The following is a 20,816-nucleotide window of genomic DNA, read 5'->3' as shown; positions in this document are numbered from 1 at the left end:
ATTTTTAATTATTTTTCTTCAGCCCAGTTCAAACGATCCATTTGGTTATAAGGCCATGGTGCTCCGTTATTCTCGATATTGGTCATCGCAATAGCCAATTCGTTTGGAGCCGCACTTTCTTCCATCACTAAATATCTTCTCATATCCAGGATGATAGAAAGCGGATCTATACCAATCGGGCATGCTTCTACGCAAGCGTTACAGGTAGTACAGGCCCAAAGTTCTTCTCTTAAAATATAATCGTCCAGTAATTTCTTCCCGTCATCTTCAAACTTCCCATTTTTATTGATGATTTCTCCTACTTCTTCCACCCTATCCCGGGTATCCATCATAATCTTTCTAGGAGATAATTTTTTACCGGTCTGGTTGGCGGGACATTCTGCAGTACAGCGACCGCATTCCGTACATGTGTAAGAATTTAGTAGCTGAACCTGGTTCAGATCAAAAATATCTGAAGCACCAAATTTGTCTGGTTCGGCTTCGTCTTCACCTTCGGCCGGAGCGGCGAATGGATCAGCATTAGGATCCATCATTAATTCAACTTCTTTTTTAACCGATTCCAGGTTATCAAATTCTCCTTGCGGAGTTAATTTAGATAGATAAACATTTGGGAAGGCAAGAAGAATATGTAGATGCTTTGAATAATACAGGTAATTCAGGAAAAATAAAATTCCCAGAATATGCAACCACCAGGCCGTTCTTTCGATTATTATTAAAGTAGCATTGCTCATACCTTCAAGAAGAGGCAATAAATACTGACTAATTGGAAAACTTCCCATGATTCCGGCTTCAGAAGCATAATGATCTGCACCATTTAATTGTAACTGGTAATCTGCGGCATTCATAGTGATGAAAAGAATCATCAATACCATTTCAAAGTAAAGAATGTAATTGGCATCATTCTTTGGCCAACCTTTTAATTCACGGCTTAAAAATCTTTTGATGTGCGTTAAATTTCGACGAATCCAGAAAACGATCACTCCAACAAAAACAAGGAATGCTAGAATTTCAAAGCTTGCGATCAGGACATCATAAAATCCACCCATGAATGCGAAGATCCTGTGTGTACCAAAGATCCCATCAATGATGATCTCCAATACTTCGATATTAATAATGATAAAACCTACATAGACAATAATGTGAAGAAGTCCGGCAATAGGTCTTTTTACCATTTTGCTCTGACCCATGGCAACCTTAGCCATTTTAGCAAATCTGGCGCCTGAATTATCTGAACGATCTACTTCTTTTCCAAGTTTCACGTTTCTGATAACTCTTTTGATATTTCTGGCAAAAAAGCCAATTCCTGCCACAAGGGCAATCACAAATAAAATCTGCGCAACAATTTGCATGGTTGGTTATTTTAAAGAATCTTTCGGTTCCTCGTATGGTCCCGGATTTTTACCAAATACTGAAAAGTGAACATATCGCTTAGGATTTAATTTGATATCCTGAAGCAGCTGTTCCATTTGTTTGGTAGCTCTGTCTAAATTATTATAAATCGCCGGGTCATTAATAAGTTTTGCTGCTGTCCCATCACCATTGTTCAGTTTGTCAGAAATTCCTTCAAAGTCAGCAATCACTTTTTCAAGATCTTTAGTGATCTTGTTAATATTCATATTTGTAAGCGTGTCTGAAAACTTATTGAAGTTCGTAGACATCTCATCAAGATTGGTAAAAGTTCTGTCGAGTTTTTCTGAATTACCTTTTACAATTCCCTGCAGTTCGTCTGCAGTTACTCTAAAAGAAGAAACGGTAGCATCTAAATTTCTAAAAGTTCCTCTGATGTTATTTCGTGTAGAATCATCAAGAATTTCATTGATAGCGGTAAGCATTGAATCGGCACTTACGATTGTTCCTTCCACTTTATTCTGAAGCGGAGTAAGCCTATCGTTAACAAGCTCCATGATACCTTCTTCTTTTCCGCCAGGAAGGGTGTCACCTGTTTTAGCCCATTCAACATTCTCATTGTATTCCGGAACAATTGCCAAAGATTTACCACCTATGATACCACCACCATAGATCTGTGCCTGACTGTTCTTAGAAAACTGAAAATCGTTCTTTACGGTAAAGGTTACCAATAGATCTCCAGATCTATTCAGGAAATCGATACTGGTGATCTGTCCTACCTTCAAACCATTAATAGTAACTTCTGAGGATGGTGAGAGTCCTTCGACATCATCATAGACTGCATAGAAGGTTCGACTGTTATCCAGCAGATTTTCTCCCTTCAGAAAACTATAACCAAAAATTAAGATAACTATTGCAGTAATAGCTAGTAAGGCAGTTTTGACCTCTCTGGAATATTTCAAAAGCAAATTATTTAATGAATACGCACAAATTTAGAAATAAAAATAGAAAAGACATTCTATTTAAGCTTAGATTTTAACGCGTCATTAACCGTGATTTTTTGCTCATCCTTGAATGCAACTATATAACTGGTTGTGTATCCTTTCTTTATAGCATCCTGATGCAATTGCTGAATTTTAAGATAATCTGAAGTTTCTCCGTAGTAATATTTGTAAAGTTTTCCTTCCTTGGAACGGTCTATTCCGCTAAGACCTTTAAAATTATAAGGTTTAGGATCAATCTTTTTAGAACCCGCCGCCAGCTGAACTCTAAAAATCACATCTTCATAGACCTGATGCTGTTCAGTTTTTATGTCAGTTTGTTTAGGCTCCAAAGGGTGACTTTTAGCGATAGATTCCAGAAGATTAAGATTAATGGTTTCACTGTATTTCACAATCGCTTCGGTTATAGCTCGAGCCATGTCATCCTGCCCTCTTCCGCTATTTAAGTATGGACCTTCCTGGTTATTGGTAAGAAAACCGGTTTCTACAAGAACGCTCGGCATATAAGTTTGATGTAAAACGATCAATCCCATTTGCTTCACTCCTCGGTTCACTCTCTTTAGATCATTGGTGAATTCTTTCTGAACCAGATCTGCCAGTAAGATGCTCTGATCCAAATATTCTTCCTGCATTATGGTTAATCCAATAGTAGATTCCGGTGAATTTGGATCAAATCCCTCGTAAGTAACTTCGTAATTTTCCTCCAGATAGATTACAGAGTTTTCCTTTTTTGCAACTTCGAAATTCGTTTCATTTCTATTAAGTCCTAAAACGAAAGTTTCAGTTCCCTTAGCTTGTGAACTGTGTGAATTACAATGAACAGAAACAAAAAGATCTGCATTGGCTTCGTTCGCAATTCTTCCTCTTTCGAACAACTCTACAAAAACATCGGTTTTCCTGGTGTAGACAACTTTTACACCATCGTACTTTTCTAAAGCTTTCCCTATCTTCAGAATAATACTTAATGCAATATCCTTTTCTTTAAAGCCATTCCCCATGTTCCCAGGGTCTTTACCACCATGACCGGCATCCAGAACAACTACAAATTCATCCTTATTCGGGGGTACTTCTGCTGAAAAGCCCGAAAAAGAAAGACTGAATAAGACGATTGTGAATACGAAAAGTTTAAGTAAGTTCGTTCTCATAAAAAGCTAACGCTAATGTGGGGTGAATATTTTAATTAATATTTTTGCTGCACTCTCAAAACTCAGCTGAAAAAATATATGTAATTTTGAATTTGCAAAAAGCAAGCCAATCTGTACAAAAATAGCACTTAAAGCATTGCAAACAAATATCCCGAATAGTCTTTTTTGCTTAGTTTTCATGCTGTTCTTTTCCCTTGTTTTATATCCGCAGGAAGGTGAAAATTCGTCTATTCCTGTAGAAGCGGAAAAGGATTCCATAGCCCCTGCCGTTAATTCTCAGGAAATTCAGGAACAGCTACTGGTTCAGGATACCGTAAAGACTGATAGCGTTAGAAAACCAAGGTTTCTTACTGATATTGTTAGATATAAAGCGAAGGACTACATGAGACTTAGTCCGCGCGATAATAAAATGTATCTCTATAATGAAGCGCAAGTTGTTTATGGAGATATGACCATAGAAGCCGGACTTATCATTATAGACAATGCAAAAAATGAAATTTATGCCTATGGAATTCCAGATTCTACAGATGCATATTCCCAAAAACCAATTTTTACACAGGCGCAGCGTAAGGTAGAGCCAGATTCCATCAGGTTCAATTTTAATTCACAAAGAGCACTGGTTTATAATTCAAGAACCCAGGAATCTGAATTTAACGTAAAGGGAATGGTGACGAAGCGTGAAAACGATTCGGTGTATTTTATGAAGAATGTAAGATTTACAACTTCTGAAGATGTTGATGATCCAGATTATTTCTTCTACGCGCGGAGAATTAAATTCGTTCCAGACAAAAAGATCGTGTCAGGTCTTGTAAATATGTACATAGCAGATGTACCTACACCTTTAGGTTTACCTTTCGGATATTTTCCGCTTACCGATGAAGAAACTTCAGGATTCATAATTCCTTCTTTTGGTGATGGCCAGTATGGTTATAATCTTCAAAATGGGGGATATTATTTTGCAATTAGTGATTACGTAGATCTTTTAGCCCTTGGTAGTTATTACACAAATGGCTCTTATACGTTAGAGTTCTCTTCAAATTATGCCAAGCGATATAAATATCGAGGTAATGCCAGGGTACGTTTTGAAAAGCTTTTCAATAGTGAACGTGGTTTTCCTGATTTCAGTGAGAGATCAAGTTATAACATCCAATGGTCTCATAGTCAGGATGCAAAGGCGAATCCAACCTCGAGATTTTCTGCTTCGGTAAACCTGGGAAGTAGTGAATATTATGCAGAATCTATTAACCAGGCGAATACCGGAAACTATCTTAACAACACCTTGAGTTCTTCGGTTTCCTACAGCAAAACCTTTCCGGGAGAACCACAGGTCAACCTGAGCTTAGCTGCCCGACACTCGCAGAATACAAGAACTGGCGTGGTGAATTTAAGTCTTCCTACACTGCAACTAAGCATGTCCAGGATTTATCCCTTTGCTCCTAAAAGCGGTGCTAAAAATGGGATCATCGAAAATATCAATCTTCAGTATAATTTAAGAGGAGAAAACCAGATGAATACGGTTGATTCGCTTTTCTTTAAACCTGAAATGTTTAGAAATGCAAGGCTTGGTGCACAACACTCGATTCCATTGTCAACAAACTTCAAGATATTAAAATATTTAAGTGTTAGTACAGGAACGAGTTATGAAGAGACCTGGGTTTCCAGAACATTTGAAAGGAGTTATGATCCAGTAATAGATGAAGTGGTAATTGATACCATTAACGGATTTGATTCTTACAGAACCTATAATTTCAACGCAAGTTTAGGAACAACGGTTTATGGAAAAGTAAATTTTAAAAAGGGAAATAAATTTCAGGCTATAAGACATGTGATGCGTCCCTCTATTAGCTATAATATTAACCCTGCTTTCGACCAATTTTATGATACTTATGAGCGTGATGATCCAACTACTGATGATATTATTGAGTTGGTAGACTATTCACGATTTGATGGAACATTGTACGGTGCTCCCGGTAGAAATTTTTCGAGTTCTTTAGGATTGAGTATCAGCAACACTTTTGAGGCCAAGGTAACCGACAGAGATAGTACCGCAACAGAACCTAAGAAAATAACTTTACTAAATAACTTCAGCGTAAGTACCAGGTATAATCTTGCCGGGGATTCGTTAAAGCTCTCTCCCATTGCACTTCGAGGTTCCATCCCTATTGTTAAAAATAAACTCGACATAAACTTTGGTGGGAACCTGGATATTTATGCGCTTGATAATAATAACAGAAGAATTGATAGGCTGAATATTGAAAACGGCGGAAGTCTATTCAGGTTAACTAATGGAACCGTAAACTTTGGTTATTCTTTCTCTAATGAAGACTTTGAAGGAGGAAATGAAAAAGAAACCGATGAGCTGGAAAATGAGACTTTTAGGAATGGCGGTAGACCGGATGATCTTTTTGGAAAAGGAATGGGGCCAGATGGTGAACTGTTTGATGAAGATCCGTTTGAAGGTGAAGAAGAGGAAAATGAAAGTTCCTGGTATAATTATAAAATTCCATGGGATGTGAGACTTGCTTATAGCCTTAATTATTCCAATAACGCAAGACAAAGTCAGATCTCATCCCATTCCATCATGTTCAATGGAAATGTGGAATTGGCCCCGAAATGGAAAGTTGGAGTAAGTTCTGGTTACGATGTTGTCAATAATGGTGTCACCCCTACCCAACTTAGATTTCAGAGGGATCTGGACAGCTGGCTGATGAGTTTTAGCTGGGTTCCATTCGGAGATAGAAAATCATGGAACTTCCTGATCAGGATCAAATCAAGCATATTAAGCGATATTAAATACGAACAACGTAGAGACAGAGACAGAACTCTGTAATACCTGAATCCACAAAATATTCTGAAAATGAAAAAAGTAGTAAAAACCGATAAAGCACCTGCACCAATAGGACCATACAACCAGGCAATATTTGCCGGCGACACACTTTACATTTCAGGGCAGATCGCCTTAGATCCTGAATCTGGTGAGTTGAAAATTGATGATCTTGAAGAAGAGACAGTTCAGGTCCTGGAGAACTTGAAGGCTATTTTGACTGAAGCAGGTCTTAATTTAAATCATGTGGTAAAAACATCGATTTTTATAAGCGACATGAATAATTTTGGAAAGATCAACGATGTATATTCAAGATACTTCAAATCTGATAATGCTCCTGCAAGAGAAACTGTTGAAGTTGCAAATCTTCCAAAATTTGTAAATGTTGAGATTAGCGCGATCGCGGTTAAATTCTAATATCCTACTCCAGACCTTTAATAAGCAATCTAGCCGTGGCTGGATTGGTAGCCAAAGGCACATTGTGCACATCGCACAAACGCATCAACATAAAAATATCTGGTTCGTGAGGATGTTTATCAAGAGGATCTCTAAAGAAAATAACCATATCCACGAGACCTTCCGCGATCCTGGCAGCAATTTGAGCATCACCTCCCAAAGGACCAGAAAGAAGTTTTTCTACTTTATATCCGGCAGCCTCAGTTTTTGACCCTGTAGTACCGGTGGCGATGATCTTTAATTGTTTAGAATCCAGGATTTCCCTGTTTTCATTTAGAAATTGAACCATTTCAGGCTTTTTCCCGTCATGGGCAATTATTGCAATAGTCTTCATATTACGTAGAAAGTATTTCAGAAATTCTAAGAAGATCTTTATTGATATTGTTTTTACCCTTCAGCGCCTGATCCAGACTACAGGATTCTATCTCGTTATTCAACATTCCCACCATCAAATCCTTTTTATCATCCAGCAGTAATTCTACGGCTTTTACAGATAATCTACTAGCCAGAACACGATCAAAACAACTAGGTCTTCCACCTCTTTGAATATGACCAAGAACGGTTACACGAGCGTCGTAATAAGGTAACTTCTCCTTTACGTACTCAGCTAGTTCAAAAACGTTCTTTCCAGTTTTATCACCTTCCGAAACCACCACGATACTAGATGTTTTTCCAGCTCTCCTACTACGCTCCAGAGAATCCAGTAGACGCTCCAGACCAAGATTTTCCTCAGGGATCAGAATTTCTTCGGCTCCTGCTCCAATGCCGCTATTCAATGCAATAAAGCCAGCATCCCTTCCCATAACTTCCACAAAGAACAGGCGGTTGTGAGAACTTGCAGTATCACGTATCTTATCAATGGCTTCTACAACTGTATTTAAAGCCGTGTCATAACCAATGGTGTAGTGGGTTCCGTAAATATCATTATCAATAGTTCCGGGAACACCTATTACAGGAATATCATGCTCTTTACTAAAAACCTGTCCGCCACGAAAAGTACCGTCACCACCAATTAGGATCATAGCATCGATCTCAGCTTCTTTTAGGTTTTTAGCCGCTTTAGCTCTGCCCTCTTCAGTAAGAAATTCTTTAGAACGTGCTGATTGTAAGATGGTTCCTCCCTGGTTTACGATATTACGAACGCTTCTTGCATTCAAACTAACAGATTCACCATTGATCATTCCCTGAAAACCTCTGTAAAAGCCAACACAATCTGTATGGTAATAGGCACAGGTTCTTACTACTGCTCTTATCGCTGCGTTCATTCCCGGTGAATCACCACCAGAGGTCATTACTCCAATTCTTCTAACTTTCTTACTCATAAAAATTTCAATTGAAACTTAAATCTACAAACTAAATTTAAAGATTTTGGTATACTCGAATAATTCCTTCAAAATTATATTGAAGTAACTAAAACCTGATTAAATAAATATTAAAGTTTAATTTTCCTCTGCAGATTGAAAATTGATATAATCTGGCGCCATAGATTTGGCTGATTTTTTCCTTTCCACTTCAGTATCTGGACCTACTAACTCTGTATTTGCGATCTTCCTGATCAACTCCTTGAAAGTATCAAAATCTACATTATAAGAAAGTCCAACTCCCTGTGTAAATCCTATTTCCTCTCCAATAAACTGAATATTATTCTCTCGATTGAAAACCTTGGCTCGAAGGGTTCCATCTTCATTCAGAAGAAATTCGATCTCAAGATCACCAATGATCACAGACTCGGTAACTCCTCCAATAGGTACACCCACCTGCCCGTTTATGATCACACGATCTGAAATTTGGGTAGATAAGGTCAATCCAAATCTATCTACCGTTTGCTGATCTGGCGTCCGATCTCCCTGAACGTAGTTTACTCCAACCTGGAATTTACCATCATCATCTGCAAATATATCATTGACTATACTCGAAGCTCTTTCTGCAAGTGTTCCATAAATCGCAGCGCCTCTAAGACCGAATTCGCTATAAAATGTACCTTGTGTAACGAGAAATAAAGCCTGTAGTTCTGTGGTGGCACGATCGTCAATTCGATATTGCAATTCTGATTTTACCGTAGAACTTGCACTTGGAAATTCGATCTCAAAACCAATATCTGGTTGCTCGATATCTCCCTGAAGATTGATCACAACATCAACGGGTATTTTTCGGTTAACCGATGGGTTTTCCAGTAAAACCGCTGGATTTGCATTTAAAGAATAAACAGCACTTACATCCAGCTGAGCATCGGTAGGATCTCCGTCCCAGTTAATACTTCCTCCAGATTCTACCGTAAATACTTTTTGTACTAAGCCCGCATATTTGAAATTATAGACACCTTCGTAAACAATGAAATCACCCCACATATTGAATTTACCATTGGTGTTGATCTCCAACAAAAGGTTTCCTGAACCTCGACCACGCAGCGTACTTCCACTGGTCTGGTCTACTACAACTTCCACTTCAGCATCATTGGTTATATCAAGATCAAAGATCATTTCAATCCCTTTTACCTCCGGAAGTTCCAATTCTTCTCCAGCAAGTTTTGCCGCTTTTTCTTCCGGACTTAAAAATCTGATAAAAGAATTATCTCCAACAGATTCTGTATCGCTCAATGGAATTTTGAAAACCGTTCCTCTTTCGGTGGATGCGGTAACATCAATCACTAATTGATCAGTAGGTCCTTTGATGGTAGCTTCCCCATCAATAAAGGCTGTACCGTAATAAAGTGCATCTTCATCTGCCTCCGTATCCAGAACAAGCATTCTATTGGAATTTAGAGAAAGATCCAGAAACCATTGTGAAAAATTTCTGTGTGAAATTATCCCATCCAGCGTTCCCCTGGTTTTATATTTTGTATCAACAATTTCGATATTATCAAAAACGAACTGCTGCTTGGTTAAATTAACCTTAGCCCTATCCTGAAAATCTACATCAACATTGAGGTAAGGAATACGCAAACCGGCTTTCGTAAGATCCAGGCTTCCCGAAAAATCAGGGTTTTTATAATTCCCCGTAACAAAGGCGCGACCGGAAGCAAAACCTCGTATATCGGTAAGTACATCTGCACCCAGGGCGGTAAAAATTGACATATTTAATTTATTCAAATTCACCTCCAGGTCTATGGCAGGCTCATTTCCGCTTACATTAATACCGCCAATCGCTGAAAGTGATTCCAGTCCTTCTTTCTGCAGAACTGCATAAACTGAGTAATTCGTAAGATCTGTATTACCTTTTACATCCATCTGTAAGTTCCCCATATAAGTATCATTCACTTCAAGAGAATCTATTTTCAAATTAGTATTCGGGTAATATGCACCATCCTCCTGTAACAGATCCAGATCTCCATTCAATGTTCCGGCCAAGTCCAGACTGTCAATTTCAGGGGTTATCTTGCCGATATCCACATTCTCAAATTTCATTTTGAAATTCTTATAAGTGGAATCACGCATCTCACCGCTTAACCTTATTTCTTCGTTCTGATGACTCATCACTAGGGAATCTATCTGAAGATCTCTAAACTTATTATCAAAAATGATCTTATTACTTCGGTTATCTTCTTCATTCAGAAACCAGACATTATCCTTGAATTTGAAGTCTGATTGCTGAATACCAACTACCGATTTATTGTTTTCGTTAATCGTATGGAATAGGTTCAGGTTGAATTCATCATTATTCTTGCTTCCACCTTTAAATTCTGAACGAATGAAAAGCGTATCTCTTTGCGTAACATTAATGAAACTGAATTCAGAAAAATTATAGAAATCGGTTGCAACACTATCTGCTTCAAAATAAGTATTGTAAATAGGGTTTGTGTTGTCTACCTGAAGATTGATCTCTTCGATCATATTGTCAAAGACATCAATACGAGGAGATTTAAAAGTTAAACGAAATTCAGATTCATCAGATTCTACCCGACCTCTGATAAATGTATTTGGAGCAAGTTCAATTTCAGGATAGAAGACTTCCACGATCTGGTTGTAGATATCAAAGTCGAATTCCATGTATTGGTTAGTGGTGATGGTCCTGGGTTTATAATTGGTATAAATAGAACCAATAGAATTTTCAACCAGGGCTCCTACTTCATTCATTTTGAAGATTCCTGTCACTTCTCCATTGATCACATCAGGTGAATTAATAGTGATCGTACGTACCGGGCCTTCAAAACTAGAGGTGATACTTAAATCGTCAAAATAATAGAGATCGTTCTGGTTTTTATAAGAGGTGTTCAGTAATAGGATGTTCCCAAAAGCATTGTCTATATCTGTTCCCTTCATATTCATAATGACGTCACCCTTGAAAACGGAGATGCTATCACGATTTACGAAATTAAGTTTATTAAGATCTGCATATTCAACGGAAGCCTCAAAATCATAAACATTGATATCTTCCGAAACATCTGCCAGACCATTAAATTCCATTTGCAAGTTTGGATCGTCTGAAACAAAGTAGCCATTGAAAAGCGGATTACGCAGGTTTCCAATTACCCTGATATTAGAATAGGTATAATTATTATAAGTCAGTTTTGAAATAGAACCTTTTAATTGAGTATTAAGATCTTCACGATCAAAACCGCCACCATCAAAATCCAGGTCGAAACTGGTCTTTCCAAATTTTTGATCATCGATCAACCTTCCAATATTGAAATTTTTAAAAACCAATTTCCCCTTGTAGGTAGATGCTGAAGAATTGTTGAAATTTTTAAGAATAAAATCAGCATTGGCAGAACCTAACTGACTGTTTAAATACACATCTGCATCTAGCGATGATTTGGTAACAAAAGTATTTCCTTTCATATTTACGCTTCCAAAATCACGTAGCCTTTCCGGTAATTTTCCCAAGAGAGCTCCCGGAAGAAAATTCACCATATCATAATAGTTGGTATTGAAATCTGAAAAACTTCCTTCAAAACTGAATTCGTCAGGATCGTCTGAAAAAGATCCGGCTACCTGGAATTCTCCATAAATTTCAGTTCTGTCTAATCCCTGTAATTTAAAATCAGCCAGGTGAAAGTCGTTCAAGGTTCCGGTTAGTGTTGTCTGAAATTGTAAAATCTGATCGTCACCAAAACCATCGTAAAAAGCTTTTAAGTCATTACTGGAGAGAATACTTTCCCTGAATTTAGCTTCCACTCGAACCAAATTCTCAAAATCTGAAAAATCTGAAAGTTCATAATTAAAATACAGATCAGCATCCAAAAGAGAACCGGGCGTTTGAAGAGTCATATCAACAAGATTCATCTTAGTAGGATCATAATGAAATTGAGTTGAAAGTTGATCAATTTCAATTCCGCGATGCTCATATCCCTTCAAACTACCAATATCGATATCAATATTTTCATCATCGATCTGCAATTCATTGGCGTAAATACTTAAATTATCAACCACCACAACATCCTGTTTGTCAAGGTTTTCATCAATATAACTGTAACGGCTGTCTAATATCTCAACATTTTCTGCATGAAGTTCAAAATGCGTAGAATCTCCGGTTGGCTCTTTTCTAAGCTTTTCAATAAGTACTCCTAGATTATCCTTATCTTCATTCTTGTACCGGCGCATTTGCATGTTTAAACCTTCAATACGCGTGTCTCCTAAATTAGGAGCATTGTTCATAAGACTGGTAAAACTTAGAATTGAAGACCTGATTTCACGTGCCGTGAGAAGCGTATCTGCGTGATGATCTTCAACATAAATATCGTTGAGCTTAATATTCCCGAAATAACCAATGGATACCCTACCAATGTTAAGATTCACATCGTTCTTTTCACGAAGAGAATCAGTAAGTCTTTTAGCTACAGAAGTTTGAACCGTAGGAATGGAAAAAACTATCAATAAAATTATGAATAACAAAACGAGGGCAACCAGCGTTTTAGTTAGTATTTTCCAGAATTTTTTGATACGTTTTTATGTTTTAACTTTGCGTCTAATTTACAACTTCTAAGTCCAATAATTTCTGATGCCAGATCAAAAAATTAACATTCTTGCAATTGAATCTTCCTGTGATGATACAGCTGCGGCTGTACTTTGCAACGGAAGAATCCTTTCAAATATTGTCGCCACCCAGGAAGTTCATCAACAATATGGCGGAGTTGTTCCAGAATTGGCTTCCAGGGCTCACCAGCAAAACATTGTTCCCGTGATTCACCAGGCATTGGTGAAGGCAAATATCGATAAAAAAGATGTTTCTGCAATTGCTTTTACTCGAGGCCCGGGATTGATGGGTTCTTTATTGGTGGGAACTTCTTTCGCCAAGTCTCTGGCTATGGGGTTGGAAATTCCTCTCATAGAAGTAAATCACATGCAGGCACATATCCTTGCACATTTTATTGAAGAAGACGGTTTTGATAAGCCCGAATTTCCGTTTCTTGCTATGACGATTAGTGGTGGTCATACCCAGATCGTCAAAGTAAATGATTACTTTAAAATGGATGTAATTGGAGAAACCATGGATGATGCGGTTGGAGAAGCTTTCGATAAAAGTGCTAAAATCCTGGGGTTACCATATCCCGGCGGACCTTTGATAGACAAATATGCCAAAGAAGGAAATCCTAAAGCATTCAAATTTCCTAAACCAAAAGTAGAAGGTTTGGATTTCAGTTTTAGCGGATTTAAGACTGCGGTGCTATATTTTGTTCAGCGAGAAACTAAAAACGACCCGGAATTTATTGAAAAAAACCTTAAAGATATCTGCGCATCTATACAATATACTATTATCGGAATATTAGTAGATAAGCTAAAAAAAGCGGTAAAAGAAACGGGAATAAACCAGGTTGCGATTGGTGGCGGAGTTTCGGCCAATAGTGGTATAAGACAGGCATTGAGAGATGCTGAAGCAAAATGGGGCTGGAAATGCTTTATTCCGAAATTTGAATATACTACAGATAATGCGGCGATGATTGGAATTGCAGGATATCATAAGTTTTTGAAAGAAGATTTCGCTGACTTTTCAATCACCGCTCAATCCAGATATAAATTTTAGTATGCAGCTTTTTTATAATCCAGAAATATCTGAAAATGATAAGCAGATCATATTTCCGCGTGACGAAAGCAAGCATATTGTAAAAGTTCTTCGGAAAAAAGAGGGTGATATTTTGAACATTACCAATGGTTTGGGATTGTTGGTAAATGCTGAAATCATTGAAGCAAATATAAAACAATGTGTGGCCAAGGTGATTTCTTCAGAAAAACAACCAGATTCGCCATATTATCTACATATGATCGTGGCACCTACCAAGATGAACGATCGTTATGAATGGTTCCTGGAAAAGGCCATGGAAATAGGTGTTCATGAGATCACACCCGTAATTTGCGAACATAGCGAAAGAAAGGTGGTAAAATTGAACCGATTTGAAAGGGTCCTGCAAAGTGCAATGAAACAATCTCTTCATTTTAGAATGCCAAAACTCAATGATCCGGTTAATTTTTCAGAATTTATCGGGAATGATCTGAGCGGATTGAAATTTATTGCCCATTGCGAAGATGAGATGGAAAAAACTTATCTTCAAAATGAAATTGAGTCTGCGAAAACCATAAATATTCTAATAGGTCCGGAAGGAGATTTTAGTATTGAAGAGATCACTTCAGCAATTAAGAATCAATGGAAACCAGTGAGTTTAGGAGATAGCAGGTTAAGAACGGAAACGGCAGCGATCGTTGCCTGTCATACCGTAGCTTTAAAGAATCAAAAATAGATGCGTAGAATATTCATTTTAATACTGCTTTTGATTGGATTAACCAATTTGGTTCGTTCCCAGGAGATCGCAGTTTTAAAATATAATGGCGGCGGAGACTGGTATTCTAATCCAACCGCCTTGCCAAATCTTATAAAATTCTGCAATGCCAATATCAATACGAAAATAAATTCCAAACCCCAGACAGTAGAACCCGGTAGCACAGATATATACCAATATCCGTTAGTACATATGACAGGGCATGGAAATGTGATCTTCAACGATGATGAAATTGAAAATTTGAGAAATTATCTATTAAGTGGGGGCTTTCTGCATATTGATGATAATTACGGAATGAATGAATACGTTCGAAAAGAGATCAAAAAACTTTTTCCGGAAAAGGAATTATCGGAGCTTCCTGCAAATCATCCAATATTTTCGGCAGCTTATAATTTTCCAAATGGATTACCGAAGATTCATGAACATGATGCTCAAACACCACAAGCTTTTGGTTTATTTGAAGCCGACCGATTGATCCTATTATTTACATTTGAAAGTGACCTTGGAGATGGCTGGGAAAGTCCTGAAGTTCATAATGACCCAGAAGAAGTTAGACAGAAAGCGCTCAAAATGGGCGCCAATATTATAAAATACGCCTTCGAAAATTGATAGATCAGCTTTCACACGAAGAAACTACCTTTCAGAAAAAGGAGTTTCCGATAATTCTTTTATTAGATAACATTATTGGTGAAGCCAACCTGGGTAGTATGTTCAGGCTCGCAGATGCATTCGGAATCGAAAAAATTATTTTTTGCGGTAGTGAACCAAACCTGAAAAGCAATCGACTTAAAAGAACCGCGAGAAATACACATAATACGGTAGCATTCGAATTCGAAGAAGACACCGTGCTTGCTTTAGAAAAATTAAAGAGCAATGCTTATTCACCATTAGCGATAGAAATCACCACTACCAGTTTACCTATTGAAAATTTCAGCCTCCAAAATAACCGAAAAATTGTGCTTGTTGCTGGAAATGAACGACATGGTATTAGCGAAGAAGTTCTAAATTTATGCGATCATGTATTTCATATTGAAATGTTCGGTAAGAACAGCAGTATGAATGTGGCACAGTCTGTTGGAATTGCGTTATATGAAATTACTAAAGAATTCAACAAGTTTGATAAGAAATAATATATTTACGCTGTGAAAGCACACGACTTTGCAAATGGAATTCTAAGAGCTACAGGTATCATGATCGGTATCTTGCTTCTGCTCTATTTTTTGTGGGAAGTACAATCGGTAATCGTTTATGTTGCGGTTGCTGGTGTAATCGCCCTTATTGGAAGACCAATTGTAATATTTCTAAGGAATAAACTTCGCTTTCCTAATCAAATAGCGGTAATAACTGTACTTGTTATGGTGCTGGCAATTTTCGTCGGTATTATATTCGTTTTTGTTCCGATCATCATTGAACAAAGCAGATATTTGGGACAAATTGATATTGAAGCCTTTAAAAGCGACCTTACAGACCTCAATGAGCAGGTGAATAATTACCTTGGCGTTGAAGAAATCAATATTATAGAAGGACTCAAAAGAAGTGAATTCATTCGTAATTTTGATGTGAGTCTTATCCCTCAGTTCTTAAATAATGTTTTCGGAATTCTAGGTGCTACACTAGTTGCTGTATTTTCGATCTTATTTATTTCATTCTTTTTCTTAAAAGACAGCAAGTTAATGCTGAACAGTATTCTGGTATTTGCCAATCGTGGTGAAGAACAAAAATTCCAGAGGGTTTTTAATAAGATCAAGGTTTTACTTTCAAGATATTTTGTTGGCTTAACCATGCAAATAGCAGTATTATTCCTGCTTTACACAATATTACTTTCGGTTTTTGAGATCAATAATCCAATAGCGATAGCATTTATTTGCGCTTTTCTGAACCTTGTACCTTATTTAGGACCTTTATTAGCGGGCATTTTAATGGCACTTTTTGTGATCTCCAGTTTTCTTGGAGCAGATTTCAGTAGCATTATTCTACCAAGATTGATCTATGTTATGCTTGGTTATGCAATATGCCAGTTAATAGACAACTTTATTTCACAGCCAATGATTTTTGGAGCCAGCGTAAAATCTCATCCCTTAGAAATTTTTCTCATCATTTTGATCGCCGGACTTATGTTTGGGATCACAGGGATGGTTGTGGCGGTTCCTTTTTATACTGCACTGAAAGTGATCGCGAAGGAGACTCTAAGTGAATACAAGATCGTTAAAAGGCTTACTCGAGACCTCTAAAACTTTCCCATGTTGAATAAGGCTCTTCTTGATCCTGAAGTTATCAGATTCATTAAACAGAATCAGAAAAAAGATCTGCCTTCACTTATTCTGAAAGGGAGTCCGTTTGAAAATGTAAGTATCCAGGAAATTGCCCGGCAGATCAAAGGATTGAAAACCGCAGAGAAGAAGTTTCCTGAATTCTATAACAATTCGGAAATCCTATACCCGCCAAAACTGAATTTGGAGCAAACTTCTTCGGAAATCACAGCAAAATATAAATCTACTCTTGTTGAAGGAAAAACCGGTATCGACCTCACTGGCGGATTAGGTATTGATTCTTATTACCTTTCTAAGAATTTTCAAAGCTTTACCTATTGTGAAATGAATAGTGAACTGGCCGAGGTCGCTAGGCATAATTTTAAAATTCTAAAAGCCGATAACATCCAGGTTATCAACAAAAATAGCTTGAATGTTCTCAAGGATAATTCTCAAAGGTATGATTGGATCTATGCAGATCCAGCTAGGAGAGATGATTCCGGTGGAAAGGTTTTTAAATTTGAAGATTGCGAACCAAATATTCCTGAAAATCTTGAATTATTGTTTGCTCACAGTGATCAACTTATGATCAAAAGCTCCCCTATTCTTGATATCAGCGCAGGAATATTGGAACTGCAACATGTAAAGGAAGTTCATATTATCGCAGTTAGAAACGAAGTAAAAGAATTACTCTGGATACTTGAAAAGAATTATCAAAAAGGAACGATAATAAATACCGTTAATTTCGAAAAAGACCATATTCAAAGGTTTTCAGGAAAGCAAGGTCACGAACCTAATTCCGTTAATTTTGGTTTACCTGAATCTTATCTTTATGAACCGAATGCAGCCATAATGAAAAGTGGTTTGTTTGATAGGCTTTGTTCAGTTACTGAAACCAGAAAATTGCATCAACATTCCCATCTATATACTTCAAATACACTTCTTAAATTCCCCGGTAGAAGATTCAAAATAATTGATTTTAAAGAATATAAACCCTCGGTATTGAAGAAATACTTTAAATCAAAAAAAGCGAATATAACCGTCCGTAATTTCCCTGAAACTGTAGAAAATATCAGGAAAAAATTTAAAATTAAAGATGGGGGAAGCGATTATATTTTTTTCACTACTAATATTGATAATGAAAAGATCGTGCTTATCTGTAATAAAGTATGATCATCTAAGGTCTCGAAAAACCTGAGGTTTCCTACTCGCTTTCGGAAATTTCAATTTCTGAATATCTTCAATTTTATGGGTTTGAATTTCCGGAGTTACATTAAGATGTGACCTGAAAAAATCTTTAAGACTTTCAACTTCTTTAAAAGAATCCGGCACCATAACAACTACCTTATCATTATTTAAATTGTCTAGCCTTGCTTCGATTACGAATGTTGTGAGTTTACCAAAGCTATTCAATACTTCGATAATATGTTGTGGATATAAACTGGTTCCTTTAAGCTTAATTTTCTGTTGCTTTCTTCCTATTACCGGGCTTAATCTACGCGTATTTCGGCCGCAAGTACAGGTATTTTCATGATATGTAAGCATATCACCAGTTGCAAACCTCAGTAAAGGCATGGTTTCGGTCTCAAGAGGAGTTACTACTAATTCACCGATTTCGCCTTGTTGCACGTGTTTTCCTTTGTCGTCAAGTATTTCAGTATAGATAAGGTCTTCGAGTACATGATTTCCTCTATGTTCCGGGCATTCGGTAAATGCTGTAGCCATCTCTGTAGAGGCATAGGTAGAGAACAGCTCTATCTTCCATTTGTCGCTGATCTTCCGGCCTAAAGCATTTAAACTGAATTCCAGGTTACGTAAAGGTTCTCCTATACAAATCGCGGCCTTTATCGATGAATTCTTATAATCAATATTATTCTCCTCGGCATATTGGATCATTTTCAGTAAAAATGAAGGCACAGCTACCAGGTAATTCGGCTGAAATCTTTCTATACTTTCCCATTGCAATTGCGGTAATCCGCTACCTGTTCGAATAATTCCTGCGCCGAGTTTCCTTAAACCTAAAAAATAAGCCAGCCCAGCCATAAACCTTCTATCCAGCGTAGTAGTGATCTGAACTTTATCAGATTTTTTTATTCCAGCAAGCTGAAAGGAACGAAATTCATTTTCTGCAAGTCGATCGAGGTCAGCATTATTTAATACAAAATTCACCGGACTTCCCAGGGTCCCAGAAGTGGTTACATAATCTATGATCTCATCTTCAGGAATGGCGATAAAATCCTTATTGAAATGTTGAAGATCCTCTTTGGTAGTTATGGGAATTTTTTGAAAATCATTTTCTGAAAAAGTATCCTTTATCGAAATTGACTTTTCTTTAAAAAGTCGCTTATAATAAGCAGAATGAGCTGAAGCATATTTTATTTGCTGTTGCAACAGTTTCAACTGTTCAGCTTTGATTATCTCTGAATCTTTAAAATATAGATTGCTCATCTTACAATTTTCGATAGCTTTTTTTGATCATTTTCTCAACCTGTCCTACATCGGAAGTGGTCGTGATCTCTCTTTTCATTGCCTGTTTGAAATGAATTACCGACTTCTTATAATCTTCATTCTGATAATAAATCTCACCTGCTAAATACCAGGATTCCCAAAAATCAGGATTCAGTTCAATCAGCTTTATGGCTGATTCGATTGAAATTTTCTGTTCGTTGGTCATTTGATTCTTCACTTCAACTTCCAGCTTTCTAAATTCTTCGTAATCCTCATAGGCTTTTGTTTCTATAAAATCACTTGCGGGAATATTCAGTTTTTTTTCAGCCACAGATTCTGAAACTAAACCGTTACCAAATCTGGAAAACACTTTTTCCAGATCATAAGCTACAAACTCCCCCATTTGGTAGGGATTTGAAGAAACCCACACCTTTCTTTCTTCTGGTTTAAATACGATCCCATGATGTGCCAGTAATTGATTGATAGCTTTCTCGTTTCCATAACCAATATCCTCATCGTCAATACCCTTCATATTTCTAAGAATGGAAACCGCCTTTTCCGGATCAATTTTATTTGTTTCTGAAACCAACTCTGTCATACGATCATACCGATATTTGGAATGGCTTTCCTCGATCGTTTTTATATTCCTGTTATCATTCAAATAAGCTTCGCTTTGAAAGTGATTGCTACAGATCAATTCATCTGAATTTTCGACTTCATAAACCCCGAAATTAGCAGGAGAAACTTCTATTAAAACAGCCTTTCGTTCATCTCCGCTTCCAACCATAATAGATTCAGACACGAAAACTTCTCGCTTCCTGGCAATTTCAATGGCTTCTTTGGTAGTTGAGGCATATTGTAAAATTTCACGAGCAAGCAAACTAATAGGAGTTTTAGCCATAAATGGCATTTTTGACTTACCGGCATTAATGGTCACCGTAATCCCTTTCTCGTTCATACCGCTTACTGCACCTATCATTCCGCCCCAGGTGTACATCATGAATTTATTTCCGGAATCAGGATTTACAAATGCAGCGATCTTCTGTTCTCCAAATTCATCTCCGGCGTAAAAGTCAAAATTTCTACCCAGAAGTAACTCACCATCTGTTGTTTTTGAATCCCAGGCAGCAAAGGATGTACAGCCTACCAGCATTAGATCTTGCAATGCATGGCCAATATCATGCGCACCATGAAAATAGAGCATTCTAATGTATCCTGGGGCAAAATCGTCAAATCGCTGCAGTCCGTATCGTGAAACGCCATAAATCTCCTGCTTATATTCTTCTGGAACGTGCAGATACATTTTCCTGTTAAACCAGGCAACAATAGATTTCAGAAAACCACGATAATTCTCTGATGGTACCATTTCCTGAAGTTTATTCATGAAAGCAATTTCCTGGTGGTGAATCAATTCCCGGGTAAGATTTCCGTTAGCGATCCCCCTTTCCAAAGCATCTCCTTCAAGATAAAGTTCCCAAATTCCCTGTTCATTCTGAAACAATTGGTTTTTACCTAAGCTAAAAAAGGTTTCGCTATGCTTTATCCTGGTAGTATCAATGTTTTCAATACCTGAAATATCCGGTTTCTGGCGCATGGATTTTTTGACACCGCAAGAACTGATGTTTACAACTATGA

Annotated in this window: 16 protein-coding genes; 8 read left to right on the top strand and 8 right to left on the bottom strand. The window is 37.3% G+C overall.

What is annotated here, in order from left to right:
* Nucleotides 1–8 precede the first annotated feature (8 nt).
* From AC2S94_RS12535 to AC2S94_RS12525, 3 genes are read right to left on the bottom strand one after another with little or no spacing between them, the layout of a single operon-like run.
* Complete coding sequence (locus AC2S94_RS12535; protein ID WP_484628917.1) at nucleotides 9–1,349, bottom strand: 4Fe-4S dicluster domain-containing protein; 1,341 nt, start codon at nucleotides 1,347–1,349, stop codon at nucleotides 9–11.
* A gap of 6 nt (nucleotides 1,350–1,355) precedes the next feature.
* Nucleotides 1,356–2,309: an MlaD family protein gene (locus tag AC2S94_RS12530; protein WP_484628916.1), complete on the bottom strand. Its 954-nt coding sequence runs from the start codon at nucleotides 2,307–2,309 to the stop codon at nucleotides 1,356–1,358.
* A gap of 56 nt (nucleotides 2,310–2,365) precedes the next feature.
* Nucleotides 2,366–3,493 (bottom strand): N-acetylmuramoyl-L-alanine amidase family protein, encoded by a 1,128-nt coding sequence (locus AC2S94_RS12525; protein ID WP_484628915.1) that lies wholly within the window; start codon nucleotides 3,491–3,493, stop codon nucleotides 2,366–2,368.
* A 136-nt stretch (nucleotides 3,494–3,629) separates the two neighbouring features.
* Here AC2S94_RS12525 and AC2S94_RS12520 point away from each other — a divergent pair, with 136 nt between their 5' ends.
* Together AC2S94_RS12520 and AC2S94_RS12515 are read left to right on the top strand one after the other, a co-directional pair.
* Nucleotides 3,630–6,323, top strand: coding sequence for a putative LPS assembly protein LptD (locus AC2S94_RS12520; RefSeq protein ID WP_484628914.1), 2,694 nt, complete (start codon nucleotides 3,630–3,632; stop codon nucleotides 6,321–6,323).
* A gap of 27 nt (nucleotides 6,324–6,350) precedes the next feature.
* Nucleotides 6,351–6,734 (top strand): RidA family protein, encoded by a 384-nt coding sequence (locus tag AC2S94_RS12515; RefSeq protein ID WP_484628913.1) that lies wholly within the window; start codon nucleotides 6,351–6,353, stop codon nucleotides 6,732–6,734.
* 4 nt (nucleotides 6,735–6,738) lie between these two features.
* Here AC2S94_RS12515 and AC2S94_RS12510 read toward each other — a convergent pair whose 3' ends face one another.
* The 3 genes from AC2S94_RS12510 to AC2S94_RS12500 form a co-directional block, all read right to left on the bottom strand.
* The gene (locus tag AC2S94_RS12510; protein ID WP_484628912.1) at nucleotides 6,739–7,107 is read right to left on the bottom strand and encodes a methylglyoxal synthase; all 369 of its coding nucleotides are present in this window, start codon (nucleotides 7,105–7,107) and stop codon (nucleotides 6,739–6,741) included.
* A gap of 1 nt (nucleotide 7,108) precedes the next feature.
* The gene (gene pfkA, locus AC2S94_RS12505; protein WP_484628911.1) at nucleotides 7,109–8,095 is read right to left on the bottom strand and encodes a 6-phosphofructokinase; all 987 of its coding nucleotides are present in this window, start codon (nucleotides 8,093–8,095) and stop codon (nucleotides 7,109–7,111) included.
* Between the two features lie 117 nt (nucleotides 8,096–8,212).
* Nucleotides 8,213–12,586: a translocation/assembly module TamB domain-containing protein gene (locus tag AC2S94_RS12500; RefSeq protein ID WP_484628910.1), complete on the bottom strand. Its 4,374-nt coding sequence runs from the start codon at nucleotides 12,584–12,586 to the stop codon at nucleotides 8,213–8,215.
* Between the two features lie 124 nt (nucleotides 12,587–12,710).
* On the opposite strand from AC2S94_RS12500, the gene tsaD reads away from it, so the two are divergent.
* From tsaD to AC2S94_RS12470, 6 genes are read left to right on the top strand one after another with little or no spacing between them, the layout of a single operon-like run.
* Nucleotides 12,711–13,733, top strand: coding sequence for a tRNA (adenosine(37)-N6)-threonylcarbamoyltransferase complex transferase subunit TsaD (gene tsaD, locus AC2S94_RS12495; protein WP_484628909.1), 1,023 nt, complete (start codon nucleotides 12,711–12,713; stop codon nucleotides 13,731–13,733).
* A 1-nt stretch (nucleotide 13,734) separates the two neighbouring features.
* On the top strand, nucleotides 13,735–14,445 hold the full coding sequence (locus tag AC2S94_RS12490; protein WP_484628908.1) for a 16S rRNA (uracil(1498)-N(3))-methyltransferase: 711 nt from the start codon (nucleotides 13,735–13,737) through the stop codon (nucleotides 14,443–14,445).
* Nucleotides 14,446–15,093, top strand: a complete 648-nt coding sequence (locus tag AC2S94_RS12485) for a DUF4159 domain-containing protein (protein WP_484628907.1) — start codon at nucleotides 14,446–14,448, stop codon at nucleotides 15,091–15,093. It abuts the gene before it with no gap.
* Entirely contained in the window at nucleotides 15,090–15,614 is a 525-nt protein-coding gene (locus AC2S94_RS12480) for a TrmH family RNA methyltransferase (RefSeq protein ID WP_484628906.1), read from the top strand. The genes AC2S94_RS12485 and AC2S94_RS12480 overlap by 4 nt, the downstream gene beginning before the upstream one ends.
* 12 nt (nucleotides 15,615–15,626) lie before the next feature.
* The gene (locus tag AC2S94_RS12475) at nucleotides 15,627–16,715 is read left to right on the top strand and encodes an AI-2E family transporter (protein WP_484628905.1); all 1,089 of its coding nucleotides are present in this window, start codon (nucleotides 15,627–15,629) and stop codon (nucleotides 16,713–16,715) included.
* 9 nt (nucleotides 16,716–16,724) lie between these two features.
* Nucleotides 16,725–17,906 carry a class I SAM-dependent methyltransferase gene (locus AC2S94_RS12470; RefSeq protein ID WP_484628904.1) on the top strand — a complete coding sequence of 394 codons (1,182 nt, stop codon included), beginning with the start codon at nucleotides 16,725–16,727 and terminating at the stop codon, nucleotides 17,904–17,906.
* Here AC2S94_RS12470 and flxY read toward each other — a convergent pair whose 3' ends face one another.
* Nucleotides 17,907–19,181 carry a flexirubin biosynthesis putative acyl-CoA ligase FlxY gene (gene flxY / locus AC2S94_RS12465; protein ID WP_484628903.1) on the bottom strand — a complete coding sequence of 425 codons (1,275 nt, stop codon included), beginning with the start codon at nucleotides 19,179–19,181 and terminating at the stop codon, nucleotides 17,907–17,909.
* Nucleotide 19,182: 1 nt separating this feature from the next.
* Nucleotides 19,183–20,775: a C45 family autoproteolytic acyltransferase/hydrolase gene (locus AC2S94_RS12460; protein ID WP_484628902.1), complete on the bottom strand. Its 1,593-nt coding sequence runs from the start codon at nucleotides 20,773–20,775 to the stop codon at nucleotides 19,183–19,185.
* Between the last annotated feature and the right edge of the window lie 41 nt (nucleotides 20,776–20,816).

The sequence above is a fragment of the Christiangramia pacifica genome, assembly GCF_057221535.1.
Note: the sequence above shows the minus strand (reverse complement) of the source record. Positions and strands in the feature narration are given on the sequence as shown.

Coding starts and splice junctions, on each gene's coding strand:
- AC2S94_RS12535 (WP_484628917.1), bottom strand. CDS start 1,349: ATGCAAATTGTTGCGCAGATTTTATTTGTGATTGCCCTTGTGGCAGGA.
- AC2S94_RS12525 (WP_484628915.1), bottom strand. CDS start 3,493: ATGAGAACGAACTTACTTAAACTTTTCGTATTCACAATCGTCTTATTC.
- AC2S94_RS12515 (WP_484628913.1), top strand. CDS start 6,351: ATGAAAAAAGTAGTAAAAACCGATAAAGCACCTGCACCAATAGGACCA.
- AC2S94_RS12510 (WP_484628912.1), bottom strand. CDS start 7,107: ATGAAGACTATTGCAATAATTGCCCATGACGGGAAAAAGCCTGAAATG.
- pfkA (WP_484628911.1), bottom strand. CDS start 8,095: ATGAGTAAGAAAGTTAGAAGAATTGGAGTAATGACCTCTGGTGGTGAT.
- tsaD (WP_484628909.1), top strand. CDS start 12,711: ATGCCAGATCAAAAAATTAACATTCTTGCAATTGAATCTTCCTGTGAT.
- AC2S94_RS12490 (WP_484628908.1), top strand. CDS start 13,735: ATGCAGCTTTTTTATAATCCAGAAATATCTGAAAATGATAAGCAGATC.
- AC2S94_RS12485 (WP_484628907.1), top strand. CDS start 14,446: ATGCGTAGAATATTCATTTTAATACTGCTTTTGATTGGATTAACCAAT.
- AC2S94_RS12470 (WP_484628904.1), top strand. CDS start 16,725: ATGTTGAATAAGGCTCTTCTTGATCCTGAAGTTATCAGATTCATTAAA.
- flxY (WP_484628903.1), bottom strand. CDS start 19,181: ATGAGCAATCTATATTTTAAAGATTCAGAGATAATCAAAGCTGAACAG.
- AC2S94_RS12460 (WP_484628902.1), bottom strand. CDS start 20,775: ATGCGCCAGAAACCGGATATTTCAGGTATTGAAAACATTGATACTACC.